The organism is Vibrio sp. D3, assembly GCF_043995865.1.
Taxonomy (GTDB): domain Bacteria; phylum Pseudomonadota; class Gammaproteobacteria; order Enterobacterales; family Vibrionaceae; genus Vibrio; species Vibrio diabolicus.
The window spans coordinates 3,223,478-3,239,216 of sequence record NZ_CP171887.1 but is presented as its reverse complement, the minus strand read 5'-3'; the positions used below and the strand labels follow the sequence as shown (position 1 = coordinate 3,239,216).

General features: G+C 47.8%; 13 protein-coding genes. 6 read left to right on the top strand and 7 right to left on the bottom strand.

Annotated features, from left to right (window positions below; all coding sequences use genetic code 11):
* From atpD to glmU, 3 genes are all read left to right on the top strand, one after another.
* Positions 1–1,404 carry a F0F1 ATP synthase subunit beta gene (atpD, locus tag ACHFJ9_RS23050; RefSeq protein WP_005383849.1) on the top strand — a complete coding sequence of 468 codons (1,404 nt, stop codon included), beginning with the start codon at positions 1–3 and terminating at the stop codon, positions 1,402–1,404.
* An 18-nt stretch (positions 1,405–1,422) separates the two neighbouring features.
* The gene (locus ACHFJ9_RS23045) at positions 1,423–1,845 is read left to right on the top strand and encodes a F0F1 ATP synthase subunit epsilon (RefSeq protein WP_005378937.1); all 423 of its coding nucleotides are present in this window, start codon (positions 1,423–1,425) and stop codon (positions 1,843–1,845) included.
* Positions 1,846–1,994: 149 nt separating this feature from the next.
* On the top strand, positions 1,995–3,356 hold the full coding sequence (gene glmU, locus ACHFJ9_RS23040; protein ID WP_005394079.1) for a bifunctional UDP-N-acetylglucosamine diphosphorylase/glucosamine-1-phosphate N-acetyltransferase GlmU: 1,362 nt from the start codon (positions 1,995–1,997) through the stop codon (positions 3,354–3,356).
* A gap of 81 nt (positions 3,357–3,437) precedes the next feature.
* On the opposite strand, the gene ACHFJ9_RS23035 is transcribed toward glmU, so the two are convergent.
* Entirely contained in the window at positions 3,438–4,178 is a 741-nt protein-coding gene (locus tag ACHFJ9_RS23035; protein WP_031780374.1) for an amino acid ABC transporter permease, read from the bottom strand.
* Positions 4,179–4,293: 115 nt separating this feature from the next.
* On the opposite strand from ACHFJ9_RS23035, the gene ACHFJ9_RS23030 reads away from it, so the two are divergent.
* On the top strand, positions 4,294–5,070 hold the full coding sequence (locus ACHFJ9_RS23030; RefSeq protein WP_048625599.1) for a transporter substrate-binding domain-containing protein: 777 nt from the start codon (positions 4,294–4,296) through the stop codon (positions 5,068–5,070).
* Positions 5,071–5,115: 45 nt separating this feature from the next.
* On the opposite strand, the gene punC is transcribed toward ACHFJ9_RS23030, so the two are convergent.
* A complete protein-coding gene (gene punC / locus ACHFJ9_RS23025) occupies positions 5,116–6,321 on the bottom strand; it encodes a purine nucleoside transporter PunC (RefSeq protein WP_395356417.1) in 1,206 nt (401 codons plus the stop codon).
* Between the two features lie 152 nt (positions 6,322–6,473).
* Here punC and punR point away from each other — a divergent pair, with 152 nt between their 5' ends.
* Positions 6,474–7,376, top strand: a complete 903-nt coding sequence (gene punR / locus ACHFJ9_RS23020; protein WP_005394068.1) for a DNA-binding transcriptional activator PunR — start codon at positions 6,474–6,476, stop codon at positions 7,374–7,376.
* Positions 7,377–7,430: 54 nt separating this feature from the next.
* Here punR and ilvA read toward each other — a convergent pair whose 3' ends face one another.
* From ilvA to ilvG, 5 genes are read right to left on the bottom strand one after another with little or no spacing between them, the layout of a single operon-like run.
* Positions 7,431–8,978: a threonine ammonia-lyase, biosynthetic gene (gene ilvA, locus ACHFJ9_RS23015; RefSeq protein WP_253652300.1), complete on the bottom strand. Its 1,548-nt coding sequence runs from the start codon at positions 8,976–8,978 to the stop codon at positions 7,431–7,433.
* Between the two features lie 2 nt (positions 8,979–8,980).
* Complete coding sequence (gene ilvD, locus ACHFJ9_RS23010; RefSeq protein ID WP_258692566.1) at positions 8,981–10,822, bottom strand: dihydroxy-acid dehydratase; 1,842 nt, start codon at positions 10,820–10,822, stop codon at positions 8,981–8,983.
* A gap of 14 nt (positions 10,823–10,836) precedes the next feature.
* Positions 10,837–11,775, bottom strand: a complete 939-nt coding sequence (gene ilvE / locus ACHFJ9_RS23005) for a branched-chain-amino-acid transaminase (protein WP_005378953.1) — start codon at positions 11,773–11,775, stop codon at positions 10,837–10,839.
* Positions 11,776–11,787: 12 nt separating this feature from the next.
* Positions 11,788–12,072: an acetolactate synthase 2 small subunit gene (ilvM, locus tag ACHFJ9_RS23000; RefSeq protein WP_005378958.1), complete on the bottom strand. Its 285-nt coding sequence runs from the start codon at positions 12,070–12,072 to the stop codon at positions 11,788–11,790.
* An 11-nt stretch (positions 12,073–12,083) separates the two neighbouring features.
* On the bottom strand, positions 12,084–13,730 hold the full coding sequence (ilvG, locus tag ACHFJ9_RS22995; protein WP_176319954.1) for an acetolactate synthase 2 catalytic subunit: 1,647 nt from the start codon (positions 13,728–13,730) through the stop codon (positions 12,084–12,086).
* Between the two features lie 464 nt (positions 13,731–14,194).
* Between ilvG and ACHFJ9_RS22990 the strand changes: the two genes are divergently transcribed.
* Positions 14,195–15,718 (top strand): YifB family Mg chelatase-like AAA ATPase, encoded by a 1,524-nt coding sequence (locus ACHFJ9_RS22990; protein WP_006742918.1) that lies wholly within the window; start codon positions 14,195–14,197, stop codon positions 15,716–15,718.
* Positions 15,719–15,739 lie beyond the last annotated feature (21 nt).

The window sequence follows — 15,739 nt, the reverse complement described above, 5'->3', positions numbered from 1 at the left end:
ATGGCTACAGGTAAGATCGTACAGATCATCGGTGCGGTAGTCGACGTAGAGTTCCCACAGAGCAATGTACCTAGTGTATATGACGCTCTAAACGTAACGGACTCAAAAGAGCGTCTAGTTCTTGAAGTTCAACAACAGCTAGGCGGTGGCGTAGTTCGTTGTATCGTAATGGGTAGCTCTGATGGTTTACGTCGTGGAGTTGAAGTGGTTAACACTGGCGCTCCAATTTCAGTACCAGTCGGTACTAAAACTCTAGGTCGTATCATGAACGTCCTAGGTGACGCGATTGATGAGCGTGGTGAAGTGGGCGCGGAAGAGGTTTACTCTATCCACCGCAGCGCACCAAGCTACGAAGAACAATCAAACGAGATCGCACTTCTAGAAACGGGCGTTAAAGTAATCGACCTAATTTGTCCATTCGCTAAGGGTGGTAAAATCGGTCTATTCGGTGGTGCTGGTGTAGGTAAGACCGTTAACATGATGGAACTTATCAACAACATCGCACTACAGCACTCAGGTCTATCCGTATTTGCGGGTGTTGGTGAGCGTACTCGTGAAGGTAACGATTTCTACTACGAGATGCAGGAAGCGGGCGTTGTAAACGTTGAGAAGCCTGAAGAATCTAAAGTAGCAATGGTTTACGGTCAGATGAACGAGCCACCAGGTAACCGTCTACGTGTTGCACTGACTGGTCTAACAATGGCAGAACGTTTCCGTGACGAAGGTCGTGACGTACTACTGTTCATTGATAACATCTACCGTTACACACTTGCAGGTACAGAGGTATCGGCACTGCTAGGTCGTATGCCTTCTGCGGTAGGTTACCAGCCAACTCTTGCAGAAGAGATGGGTGTACTTCAGGAGCGTATCACGTCAACGAAATCAGGTTCTATCACGTCTGTACAGGCGGTATACGTACCTGCGGATGACTTGACTGACCCGTCTCCAGCAACCACGTTCGCGCACTTGGATGCAACGGTTGTACTTAACCGTAACATCGCTGCAATGGGTCTATACCCTGCGATCGACCCACTAGATTCAACATCTCGTATGCTTGATCCACTAGTAGTTGGTCAAGATCACTACGAAGTTGCTCGTGGCGTTCAGCAGACACTTCAGCGCTACAAAGAGCTGAAAGACATCATTGCTATCCTAGGTATGGACGAGCTATCTGAAGAAGATAAGCAAGTTGTATCTCGTGCACGTAAGATTGAGCGTTTCCTAACTCAGCCTTACCACGTAGCAGAAGTATTTACAGGTGACCCTGGTATTTACGTACCTCTAAAAGAGACTCTACGTGGCTTTAAAGGTCTACTAGCTGGTGAATACGACGACATTCCTGAGCAGGCATTCATGTACTGCGGTAGCATCGACGATGCTATTGAGAATGCGAAGAAGCTATAAGGCTAACTAGGAGGCGATATGGCAGCAATAACCTTTCACCTAGACGTAGTAAGCGCTGAGAAGAAAATCTTCTCTGGTCGTGTTGAAACGTTTCAGGTGACCGGTAGCGAAGGTGAACTTGGTATTTTCCATGGTCACACACCGCTGCTGACCGCTATCAAGCCTGGTATGGTGCGTATTGTGAAACAGCACGGCCACGAAGAAATCATTTATGTTTCTGGTGGTATGGTAGAGATTCAGCCTGGTACAGCGACTGTACTGGCTGATACCGCTATCCGTGGTGAAGAGCTAGACGCAGCGAAGGCAGAAGAAGCCAAGCGCCGAGCTGAGGAGCAAATCCAGAATCAGCATGGTGACATGGACTTCGCACAAGCGGCCAGTGAACTGGCTAAAGCCATTGCTCAGCTACGAGTTATCGAGCTGACAAAAAAGCGTCGCTAAGCTCAATTAGCAACGTTGCATGACAAAAGGCGGCCAAATGGTCGCCTTTTTGATTAATTTTAGTTGGAAATTTACCTTACTCCATTAACTATTTTAAAAGAGCTGTTTAAAATAACGGCCAATTAACATAAAACGTCAATAGGTTATCAATGAAATTCAGTGCTGTGATTCTTGCTGCGGGTAAAGGTACCCGTATGCATTCGAACATGCCTAAAGTGCTACACACTTTGGCAGGGAAGCCAATGGCAAAACATGTGATTGATACATGTACTGGTCTTGGTGCACAAAATATTCACTTAGTATTTGGTCACGGTGGTGATCAAATGCAAACCACTCTTGCTGAAGAGCCAGTAAACTGGGTGCTGCAAGCGGATCAGTTGGGGACTGGCCATGCAGTTGACCAAGCATCTCCTCGCTTCGAAGACGATGAGAAAATCCTCGTGCTTTATGGTGATGTGCCATTAATCTCAGCTGAAACCATCGAGAACTTGTTGGATGCTCAACCAACTGGTGGTATTGCACTGCTTACAGTGATGCTTGATAACCCAACAGGTTATGGTCGTATTATTCGTAAAAATGGTCCTGTTGTTGCGATCGTTGAGCAAAAAGACGCAACGGAAGAACAAAAACAAATTAAAGAGATCAACACGGGCGTGATGGTTGCTACTGGTGGGGATCTCAAGCGTTGGTTGTCTGGCTTAAACAATAACAACGCGCAAGGCGAGTACTACCTAACTGACGTTATTGCAGCCGCACACGATGAAGGTCGCGCCGTTGAAGCAGTACACCCAGTCAATGCCATTGAGGTGGAAGGGGTCAACGACCGCGCACAGCTTGCTCGTTTAGAGCGTGCTTTCCAATCAATGCAAGCTCAGAAGCTACTAGAGCAAGGTGTGATGCTACGCGATCCAGCACGCTTTGATTTGCGTGGTGAGTTGCAGTGCGGTATGGACTGTGAAATTGACGTGAATGTTATCATTGAAGGTAAAGTATCACTCGGTGATAACGTGGTTATCGGTGCTGGCTGTGTACTGAAGGATTGCGAAATCGACGACAACACCATCGTTCGCCCTTACAGTGTGATTGAAGGTGCAACGGTTGGTGAAGAATGTACCGTTGGTCCATTTACTCGCCTTCGTCCTGGTGCTGAGATGCGTAACGATTCCCATGTGGGTAACTTCGTAGAAGTGAAAAATGCGCGTATCGGAGAAGGCTCAAAAGCGAACCATCTAACTTACCTTGGTGATGCTGAAATCGGTCAACGTACGAACATCGGTGCCGGTACGATTACTTGTAACTACGATGGTGCGAACAAGTTTAAAACCATCATCGGTAATGATGTCTTTGTTGGTTCTGATAGCCAGTTAGTGGCGCCTGTCACTATCGCTGATGGCGCAACCATCGGTGCAGGCACGACGCTGACAAAAGATGTTGAAGAAGGCGAGTTAGTGATTACTCGCGTCAAAGAGCGCAAAATTAATGGCTGGCAACGCCCTGTAAAACAGAAATAAGCAGTACCTGCACTCTGTCGCTATATTGTCAAAGCCGCTCAACAAGAGCGGCTTTGTTGTTTCTAGCTAAAGGCTTCATCGTTAGTAACTGGGAATGGCGATGCGTTTTTCGAGCCAACGAACGGCTTGGGATACGAATAGAATGAGCAACAAGTACTCCAAAACGAGGAAGGTATAAATCTCTAGGGGTAAGTACTCATTCACCACTAGCTCATTGGCACGGCGAGTGAGATCGCTTAAACCAATCACACTGACTAAAGAGCTCATCTTGAGGATGTAGACAAATTGATTGCCCAATGGTGGGAGAATTTGTCGAAACGCTTGGGGAAGAATTACCAAGCGCATCTTTTGCCAATAGCTTAAGCCCAAAGATTCAGCCGCTTCATGCTGGCCACGACTGATGGCTTGGATTCCGCCGCGAAACACCTCCGCCATAAACGCACTCTCAGCAATGGTCAGGGCAATAACACCCGCCCAAAAGTGATTGAGTGAGACATCCAACAGCGTTGGCATGCCGTAATACACCCAAAGTAGTAAGACTAAAACAGGCACTGAACGGACTACCTCGACATAAATGCGGTTGATCCACTTCAAGTAGGGAGAGTTCGACAGAGCCGGTAGGGCGATGATTAAACCTAAGGTCATCGCAAATAACATACTGAGGAGTGATACTTGGATGGTGTCACTAAATCCGGCGATTAAAAACTTCAGATTGGTGAGTCCTTGCTCCGTGGAGGGATCGAGCACATACCAGCCCCATTGATAATCTGAGCAACCTGTGAGCAACAGCAGCGAAATCAGCCATAGAGTTCGAAAGGTCACATTTACTCCCTGAATTAACTAAAAAACTTCCATTGTTGCTGCTATGTTATCAATAGAGCTTTAATAAAGGTTAATCATTAAACCGCATAAGGTCATTATTTTTAAGGGAATAAAAATGAAAAAGATTTTACTAGCGCTAGGAATGTGTTTACTTGCTGCAACTCAAATTGCTCATGCTGAAAGCCGTCTTCAATCCATTTTAGACAGTGGTGTACTCCGTGTTGGAACGACGGGAGATTGGAATCCGATGACGATGAAAGACCCTGCAACCAACAGTTATCGTGGCTTTGATATCGATGTAACGACAGAGCTTGCTAAAGATCTCGGTGTAAAAGTAGAGTATGTAGCCACGGATTGGAAGACGTTAGTCAATGGCATTACCGCCAACAAATACGATATTACTGGCAGCGCGTCCCTGAATATGTCGCGCGCGAAAGTCGCTGGATACAGCCAACCGTATTTCTACCTTGCCTTTGTACCTGTTGTGCAAAAGAAAGATCTCGCCAAATTCTCTGATTGGGCAGATTTTAATACGCCTGATGTGAAAGTCGCGGCGACACTAGGAACGGTACAAGAAAAAATGGTGAAAGAGTTTTTCCCGCTGGCTCAACACATTGTGATTGAAGCGCCAGCGCGCGACTTCCAAGAATTACTAGCTCGCAGGGCCGATGTATCGGTGACGTCCAATGTGGAAGCAGCGACGTTGGTGGACAAGTTTAAACAACTGGCGATAGTACCAGTGACCGCTCCGCGTAAACCGACACCAATTGCGATGCTGTTGCCGCAAAACGATCAAGTATGGATTAATTACATCAACCATTGGGTTGAGCTGAAAAAGACCCAAGGCTTTTTCAAGCTGACTGCCAAGAAGTGGGGGTTAAAAAGCTTATAAACAAAAAGAGCCGCATTACGCGGCTCTTTTTTATTATCTGAACAATTAAAGTTCGTCTTCACTCACTACACGAGCATTGTCTGGAGTCGTGAAGTGCTGAGACAATTCACGGTTAGATAAGATGTAACCCATCCAAAGACCACCCATACAGATGATGATTGCAACGCCCGTTACCATTTGAGCTTGGCTTGCCATTGCAGCAACTAATGCGCTTGATAGACTGCTCACAGTAATTTGTAAGCTGTTTTGCAGGCCTGCAGCTGTTGCAGGGCTTTGCTTAGCACTTGCCAACGCGCGGTTTACTACGATTGGGTATAGCGCACCATTGGCTACCGCAATTAAACAGAAAGGCGCTAGAATTGGCCAGATAGAAGACAGTTCCCATTGTGAGGCAATGAATATCATTATTGCCGCGACACTAAATAGTCCAATCAATTGACGTAGAACTTTTTCATCACCAAATTTACGAACGCCGACTTTACCCAAGTAACCACCAGCCATAAACGCGATAGTTTGTGGGATAAAGCTCAAACCAATATCTTTTGCTTCATAGCCTAGTTGCGCCATGATTTCTGACATACCAGTTAGGTAAGCAAAGAATGCAGCCGAAGCCGTCGCAAACATAAACACGTTGCCAAGATATTTTTTAGAACTCAGCAGCGCTTTGATGTCGGCAGACATACTGGTTTGTTTAATTTCTGCTTTCTCGTCTTTTTGGGCCATTGTCGCAAAGACCAAGAAGACACCAACTAGTGTTAGCGTAATAAAGATACTGTGCCAGCCGAAGTTATCTGCCAACACTACCCCTAATTGAGGTGCTAGCGCTGGTGATAGCGCGACTAACGGCATGATCGTTGCGAAAATTTGCTGACTGCTGCTTGAGTAGCGTTTAATGACCATGGCTTGCCAGATCACTGCTGGTGCACATACACCGATAGCTTGGATAAAGCGCAGTGTCAGTAGTTGCCATACTTGGTCACAGAAAGCCAAACCGAATGACGCGATAGTAAACAGCACTAACCCGGCCGCGAGTGTATTGCGGTGGCCAAATTTATCGGATGCCAATCCCCACATTAGCTGGCCAACCGCCATACCAACTAGGAATACCGTTAAAGAGAGCGCTATTTGCTCAGGGCCTGTTGCAAAGTCGATTTCCATCGCTTTGAATGCTGGCAGATACATATCGGTAGCAACGAAGCCAAGCATCGATAATGCTGCCAGATAAATGAGCTGTAGTTTTGATATTTTCATGATTCAACCAGTCAAATTATTTAATCATTTTTTAATCAACATCAGTTGGCGCCAACCCTGATTTATTTACCTTATTATTCTATTTTTCGATTTTGATAAAATAAAACGCTAAAATTGTTGGTTATCAATCAAATTTTTTGAAAGGTTAAATCATGTTCTCTAAAGCATCTCTGGAAATGCTGGATACGGTTGCTCGTTTAGGCAGTTTCACCGCTGCGGCTGAGGTGCTGCATAAAGTCCCTTCAGCCATTAGCTATGGAGTAAGGCAGGTCGAGCAAGATTTAGATGTGGTGCTGTTTCGACGCTTACCGAGGAAAGTGGAGTTAACTCCAGCAGGTGAACTTTTTATGGCTGAGGCTCGCTCTTTGCTGCGTCAAATGGAAGAGGTGAAAGCACAAACACGCCGAGCCGCTCAAGGATGGAAGAGCACGTTAAAACTGACCTTAGATAACGTGGTGAAGTTAGAGAAGCTCAAACCTTTGGTGGAAGATTTTTATCGCGAGTTTGAATTTGCTGAATTGCAGATCAATATGGAGGTCTTCAATGGTTCTTGGGAAGCTATAGCACAAGGGCGAGCCGATATTGTCGTTGGAGCCACGTCTGCGGTTCCCGTTGGTGGAGATTTTGAAGTCAAAGACATGGGCGTATTGGATTGGGCATTTGTGATGTCTCCCGCTCATCCCTGTGTTCGCCAACAAGTGCTTACTGAAGAGTTTGTGAGTCAATTTCCGGCGATCTGCCTTGATGATACTTCGAACGTGCTGCCAAAGCGCCATACTGGCCATTACCCTCAACAACGCCGATTGTTACTACCCAACTGGTACAGTGCAATTGAATGTTTGAAAAATGGAGTTGGCGTGGGTTATATGCCACGTCATATTGCAACGCCACTGATCAATGATGGTGTGCTGGTGGAGAAGGTGATGCCAGATGATAAGCCGCTCAGTCATTGTTGCTTGGTCTGGCGCAAAGATGATAATCATAAATTGATCCAATGGATGGTGGATTACCTAGGATCGCCTAATCAGCTACATCAAGATTGGCTACAGTCATAAAAAACACCTCGCAATAGCGAGGTGTTTTATTTGATATGTTTGGAGTGTGGCTTTTTATGACAGGAAGAACTTGTAAGACGGGTTGTCTGTTTCGTCTTTGCATTGATAGCCAAGTTCGCGTAAATGCGCAGAAAACTGAGCTAAATCTCCTTCATCTAACTCGAAACCACATAAAACGCGTCCGTAGTCTGCGCCGTGGTTACGGTAGTTGAACAAGCTAATATTCCAATGGGTACCAAGCGTGCTTAAGAATTTCAGCAAGGCACCTGGGTACTCTGGAAATTCAAAGCTGTAGAGTCGCTCTTTGAGTTGCTTCGATGGCTTCCCGCCGATCATGTAGCGAATGTGTAGCTTCGCCATTTCATCGTCAGAAAGGTCAACCACCGGATAGCCACCTTCACGTAGATCGTGAATGATGTTTTCCAACTCTTCTTGACCACCTTGCAGACGAACACCGACAAAGATATTAGCGAGTTCGTCATCGTTGTAACGATAGTTAAACTCCGTTACGGCACGACCGCCAATCAAGTTACAGAACTCAAAGAACGCTCCTTGGCGTTCAGGGATCGTCACTGCCAATAAACCTTCACGTTTTTCACCTAGCTCGCAACGTTCTGACACATAGCGTAACCCGTGGAAGTTGGTGTTTGCGCCAGACAGTACCGTGCCTAGGTTTTTGTCTTTCAGCTTGTTCTGTTCAGCAAATTTCTTCAAACCGGCCAGAGCAAGCGCACCCGAAGGCTCAGCAATCGCACGGGTATCTTCAAATATGTCTTTTACGGCTGCGCAGATTTCATCACTAGAGACCGCAATATGGCCATCAATGTACTTCTGGCACAGACGGAAAGTCTCTTCACCAATGCGCTTTACTGCGACGCCATCGGCAAACATGCTGACTTGGTCTAGTACGACAGGTTCACCAGCATCCAGCGCGGCTTTAAGACAAGATGAGTCTTCCGGCTCTACAGCAATGACTTTGATTTCTGGCATTAACTGCTTCACGAGTACCGCAACACCAGCGGCCAAACCGCCGCCACCGACAGGAACAAAGATGTAATCAAGGTGACCATTTTGTTGCAGCATTTCCATACCGATGGTGCCTTGACCTGCGATCACCAGTGGGTGATCAAAGGGGGGCACAAAAGTATAGCCATATTGCTCTGACAAACGTTCGGCTTCTGCTTTTGCTTCATCAAAGTTGCTGCCGTGTAGTACCACATTGCCACCAAAGCTGCGTACTGCGTCGACTTTGATATCCGGCGTGGTCTTTGGCATCACGATGGTGGTTTTGATGCCCAGCTTAGTGCCAGACAGCGCCATGCCTTGAGCGTGGTTACCTGCCGATGCAGCGATGACACCAGCGGCTTTCTGCGCTTCAGATAAACTCGCCACCATGTTGTATGCACCGCGCAATTTGAACGAGTGCACGGGTTGGCGATCTTCACGCTTGATCTGCACATTATTCCCGATACGTGCAGATAAACGAGGCATTTCTTGCAGTGGCGTCACTGTTGCTACTTCATAAACAGGTGCGCGAAGGATTTGGCGCAGATAGTCTGCGCCAGTTTGATTTACTTTCTTTTCGGGTTGAGATTCCATCATTGCTAGTCCTCTAGCTTCGACTTGTCTCGTACTGCACCCTTGTCAGCACTGGTGGCCATGCTCGCGTACGCTTTAAGTGCAAAGGAAACTTCTCTTTGACGATCAACAGGTTTCCAGCCAAGTTCATCTTGTTTTGCACGGCGCTCTGCAAGTTCTTGTTCAGACACTTCGAGTGAAATTGAACGGTTCGGAATATCAATCGAGATCATATCGCCTGGTTTCACCAGTCCAATAGCACCGCCGTTAGCGGCTTCAGGAGAAGCATGGCCGATAGAGAGTCCTGATGTACCTCCAGAGAAGCGACCGTCAGTCAGCAGTGCACATTCTTTACCAAGGCCCATCGATTTTAGGTAAGTGGTTGGGTAAAGCATTTCTTGCATGCCCGGACCACCTTTAGGGCCCTCGTAACGGATAACAACCACGTCACCTGCTTTGACTTTGCCACCCAAGATGCCTTCCACCGCATCTTCTTGGCTCTCAAATACCACAGCCGGACCAATAAACTTAAGAATGCTTTCATCAACACCGGCAGTCTTCACGATACAGCCATCCAATGCGATGTTGCCTGATAGAACGGCTAGGCCACCTTCTTGGCTGAAGGCGTTGTCTTTCGCGCGAATACAACCTTCTGCACGGTCGTCATCAAGGCGATCCCAACGACAATCTTGCGAAAACGCTTGGGTGGTACGAATACCCGCAGGGCCTGCGCGGTAGAACTTAAGTACCTCTTCGTCTTCCGTTTGGATGATGTCGTATTTTGCCAACTGCTCTTTCATTGAAAGACCCAGTACGGTGCGCGCATCATTGTGCAGTAGACCAGCACGATCTAATTCACCAAGAATCGCCATGACGCCACCAGCGCGGTGTACGTCTTCCATATGATATTTCTGAGTGGATGGTGCCACTTTACATAGGTGTGGCACTTGGCGAGACAGGCGATCGATATCTTCCATATCGAAATCCACTTCACCTTCTTGCGCTGCAGCTAACAGGTGCAAAATGGTGTTGGTTGAACCACCCATGGCAATATCCAGTGCCATTGCATTTTCGAAGGCATCATAAGTTGCGATGTTGCGTGGCAACGCGGATTCATCATCTTGCTCGTAGTAACGACGAGTCAGTTCAACAATGCGTCTGCCCGCGTTAAGGAATAGCTGTTCACGATCAGCGTGAGTCGCCAACATAGAACCGTTGCCCGGCTGAGAAAGACCCAGTGCTTCTGTTAGGCAGTTCATCGAGTTTGCCGTGAACATGCCTGAACACGATCCACAGGTTGGACATGCGCTGCGTTCGATCTGCTCGCTTTGCTCATCAGATACTTTTGGATCCGCGCCTTGGATCATTGCATCAACAAGGTCTAGTTTGATGATCTGATCAGAAAGCTTGGTTTTACCCGCTTCCATTGGGCCACCAGAAACAAAGATAACAGGGATGTTAAGACGCATAGATGCCATCAACATTCCCGGAGTGATTTTGTCACAGTTAGAGATACATACCATGGCATCGGCACAGTGCGCGTTGACCATGTATTCTACTGAGTCTGCGATTAGTTCGCGTGAAGGCAGTGAGTACAGCATGCCGCCGTGACCCATTGCAATACCATCATCGACCGCGATGGTGTTGAACTCTTTCGCGATGCCGCCTGATTTTTCAATTTCACGTGCGACAAGCTGACCCATGTCTTTAAGATGTACGTGACCCGGAACAAATTGAGTAAACGAGTTCACTACGGCGATGATTGGTTTACCGAAGTCTTCTTCTTTCACGCCCGTTGCACGCCACAGCGCGCGTGCCCCCGCCATGTTACGACCATGTGTGGTGGTAGCTGATCTATATTTTGGCATTTCTTAAATCCTTCTTACTTCTGTTCTGGGTACACATAGTCTAACCAGCCCCACTTATCTTCCGTGGTGCCGTCAAATAGGCCAAAGTAGGCTGCTTGTAGTTCTTTAGTGATTGGGCCGCGTTTACCTGTGCCCACTTCAATTTTGTCGATGGTTGCCACTGGCACAATTTCAGCCGCAGTACCTGTCATGAAGACTTCATCGGCAAGGTAAAGGGCTTCACGAGCAATGTTGGCTTCACGTACTTCGTAGCCTTTATCGCGTGCAATCGTCATGATCGAATCACGAGTGATGCCTGGCAGAATCGCGCTGGTTGCTGGTGGTGTGGTGATCACGCCATCTTTGATAACGAAGATGTTTTCGCCAGCCCCTTCAGATAGGTAACCATCAACGCTCAGTGCGATACCTTCGTCGTATCCGTGACGACGGGCTTCACCACCAACCAGTAGTGAAGATAGGTAGTTACCGCCGGCCTTGGCTGCTGTCGGGATGGTGTTTGGTGCCGCGCGGTTCCAGCTTGAGATCATCGCATCCACGCCTTTTTCTAGCGCTTCTTCACCTAAGTAAGAGCCCCAAGGGAATGCCGCAATGATTAGATCCATTTCAGTGCCAACTGGTGGACACACGCCCAAACCGACATTACCGACAAAACCTAATGGGCGAATGTAGGCGCTATCGAGTTTGTTTTGGCGCAGTGTTTCGCGGGTCGCTTCCATGATTTCTTCTACAGAAAAAGGGATCGGGAAACGGTAAATCTTGGCGGAATCTTTTAAACGTTGTGCATGCTCACGGTGACGGAAGACAATTGGACCTTTTGGTGTGTTATAACAGCGCACGCCTTCAAACACGGATGTACCATAATGCATTGCGTGAGTTAGAACGTGCACGTTCGCCTCTGCCCATGGAACCATCTCACCATTAAACCAAATGAAATCTGCAGTTTTCGTTGCCATTTGTTGCCTTCCTTATGCACTTACGTGTTGTTGTAAGTTGTGATTTGGCAGTTCATCGTTGCGGATTTTTAGCACCTCAACCTTACGAACGTCCCACAACTTCTCTATTTGATTGATCAAAAACGAGATTGGTCGATCGCTGTCGACGATGATCTCGACGCTGGCTACTTTGCTTTCGTGGTTTTGCGTAGCAGCGACTTGTTTGATCACGAAGCCTCGGTGACGAATCACACGTAGAACGCGCTCCAACAGTACCGGTTTGTCATCGGCTTTGATGTCGAGTAAATATCTGTCCATGCGATTGTCTCCTATGTATTTTCCAACATATCACTGTTTGATGCGCCAGGTGGCACCAATGGCCACACGTTTTCTTCTTCATCAATCAAAACGTGAAGCATGTAAGAAGTTTCACTCGCTAGCATCTCTTTCAGCGCTGGCTCCACTTCTTCTTTCTTGGTGATGGTCTTGCCCGGGATATCGAACGCTTTTGCTAGCATCACGAAATCTGGGTTGTCATCAAGAATGGTTTCACTGTGGCGACCGTCGAAAAACAGCGATTGCCATTGGCGAACCATGCCAAGACGTTGGTTATTAAGAAGGACAATCTTCACTGGAATCTGACGACGCTTCAGCGTGCCCAATTCCTGCACGTTCATCATAAATGAACCGTCACCTGTAATAAGGATAGACTGATCATCAGGACGTGCGACTGCTGCACCCATCGCTGCTGGCAAGCCAAAGCCCATGGTGCCAAGGCCAGCAGAAGTGATGAAATTTTGTGGTTCGCGTGGCTGGATATGTTGCGCTGCCCACATCTGGTGCTGACCTACATCAGTCGAGACAATTGAGCTGTCTGGCATCATGTCTGACAGTTGTTTAAGCAATAGCGGTGCGTAGATTAACTCGCCCGGGTGGTCGTAACGCCACTTAAAGCCGCTGCGCAGACTTTCACTGTGATGAACCCACGGTGAGATATCTTGAGTCAGCTCTAGCTGAGGAAGAATGGTGTTGATGTCGCCACGCAATGGTGCGTTGGCGTGGCGCAGTTTATGAATTTCTGCGGCATCAATGTCGATGTGAATCACTTTCGCATTTGGTGCAAACGTGTCGAGCTTACCCGTCACACGGTCATCAAAGCGCGCGCCAACCACGATCAATAGATCGGCTTCTTGAACCACTAGGTTAGCGGCTTTGGTGCCGTGCATGCCCAACATACCAAGATAGTGAGGGTCATGGCGTTCAATGGTACCGAGGCCTTTTAGTGTGCTAACTGCTGGCATTGGGTTTAAACGAAGGAATTCGCGTACTGCATCGGTTGCTTTCGCAAGTTGCACGCCACCACCAACATACAACACTGGGCGAGTTGAGGCTGCCAGTACATCTTGCGCGCGCTTAATGTCTTTAGCGCTGACATCTTCGATTGCAGGCGCTACGTATGGAGGCAGTAGATCTGTTGGGGTTTGAGCCAGTTGAACGTCTTTGGCGATATCGACAATGACTGGACCCGGACGACCCGTTTTGGCCACTTCAAAGGCTTCGGCTAGCGTTGGCGCTAGGTCTTCAATTTCGGTCACGAGATAGCTGTGCTTAGTACAGGCTAGGGACATTCCGATCACATCCATTTCTTGGAATGCATCGGTACCGATATGAGAGCTAGCAACCTGGCCTGTGATGGCAACTAGAGGTACGGAGTCAAGGAAAGCGTCGGCAAGGCCGGTAACAAGGTTAGTGGCCCCTGGGCCGGAAGTTGCCATGCATACGGCAACGTCTTGTGTGGAACGAGCCATACCGATGGCGGCCATGGCGGCCCCTTGCTCATGACGGCATAGGATGTGCTCCACCCCTCCGTCATACAAAGCATCGTAGATTGGCATGATGGCCCCGCCAGGGTAGCCAAAAACGGTTTCGATGCCTTGCTGTCTTAAAGCGGCTACGACAAGTTGTGCACCAGTCATCGTAAACCTCCTTTGCTACGTTGTGGCTCGTAGCTATTGCCATATTTATTGCACTTCATGTGCACTCCCATTCTTCCCGTTAAACTGTCCGAGGGTTAGACAGATGACAACTTGTAGTTGTAAAAAAACCCCCGGACTTTTCAGTGCGGGGGTTTTTTGTAATTTGTGGTTACCTTTCGCCCACAATACCCCGCGCGGTGCCAATAATGACCACGATAATCAGGGCTAGCAGTGCGTTGATATGAGCGAAAAGGTTCATCTGTCTGTCGTTCTTTTTTCGTTAAAAAATGTTGTGTAATGTTCTACGAAATTGTTTGCGTCATTAGTGGTATCACACAATTCCGCTGCATGACAAGCAAAAAGTCATTCTTTTTTCACATTAACTCTCAATTGGGACGCGGTATATAACATAACCAACTAGATAAAACATTTGTTTACAGAGTGTTCAATAAATTGAGGAACGTATGGGGCTGGCAATCATTCATAGTCGAGCAAGCGTCGGGGTGCAAGCGCCATCGGTTAGTGTAGAAGTTCATATTAGCAATGGTATGCCCGGGTTTACCTTGGTAGGGCTGCCAGAGACGACGGTAAAAGAGTCCAAAGATCGCGTTCGTAGCGCGATCATTAATTCTAATTTTCAGTTTCCAGCTAAGCGGATCACCGTTAATTTAGCTCCAGCAGATTTGCCCAAAGAGGGAGGGCGTTTTGATCTTCCTATCGCATTGGGGATTTTGGCCGCTTCGGAGCAAATCGCGACAGATAAGCTTAAAAACTACGAATTTGTTGGCGAGTTAGCGCTATCTGGTGGTCTGAGACCTGTAAAAGGTGTGCTGCCTGCTGCGCTGGAAGCCAGTAAGATTCAACGTCATTTAGTGGTCCCACATGTGAATGGCGATCAGGCGGCGCTGGTGGGGAAGGAACAACATAAATCGGCCCAATCATTACTGGAAGTATGTGCCGAGCTTTGTGGCCAACATCGGCTGAATCTTTTTCAAACGCCTAAGCGAAAAATAGTCGAAAAACATGGTCGAGACTTACAAGATATTATTGGCCAACAACAAGGTAAGCGCGCACTGGAGATTGCTGCCGCTGGAAACCACAACTTACTTTTCCTTGGCCCGCCAGGTACTGGAAAAACCATGTTGGCTTCGCGTTTGTGTGACTTATTACCGGAAATGAGTGACGAAGAAGCAATGGAAACCGCTTCGGTGGCATCGTTGACTCAGAGTGAAATTAATGAGCATAACTGGAAGTCGCGTCCGTTTCGTTCTCCGCATCATTCAAGTTCAATGGCGGCATTAGTCGGCGGTGGTTCGGTCCCCAGGCCAGGGGAGATCTCTTTAGCCCACAACGGCTTGTTGTTTCTCGACGAAATGCCCGAATTTGACCGAAAGGTGCTGGACTCGTTACGCGAACCGCTCGAATCTGGTGAGATCATTATCTCTCGGGCGCAAGGTAAAACACGTTTTCCGGCTCGCTTCCAATTAGTTGGTGCACTGAACCCAAGTCCGACAGGATATTACGAAGGTAATCAAGCCCGTACCAACCCACAAGCTATTTTGCGCTACCTTGGTCGATTATCTGGACCACTGTTAGATCGCTTTGATATGTCTTTAGAAATCCCAGCTTTGCCCAAAGGGACATTAGCAGAAGGTGGTGATCGCGGTGAGCCGACCGCTATCGTTAAAGAACGTGTGAATCATGCGCGTACCAATATGTTGAACCGCAGCGGTAAGGTAAATGCACTGTTAGGCAGTCGAGAAATCGAGGCGTTTTGCCCCTTACACAAAAGTGATGCGGAGTTTCTTGAAACCGCTTTGCATCGTTTGGGGCTTTCGATTCGCGCGTATCATCGCATTATCAAAGTAGCACGAACGATAGCAGATCTTGATGGGGCGGAGCAGATTGAACGAGCGCACTTAGCCGAGGCGCTTGGGTATCGAGCGATGGATCGCTTACTGAAACAACTCACGGCGCAAGCGGTATAGAGACGTGCAAATATCACCGCA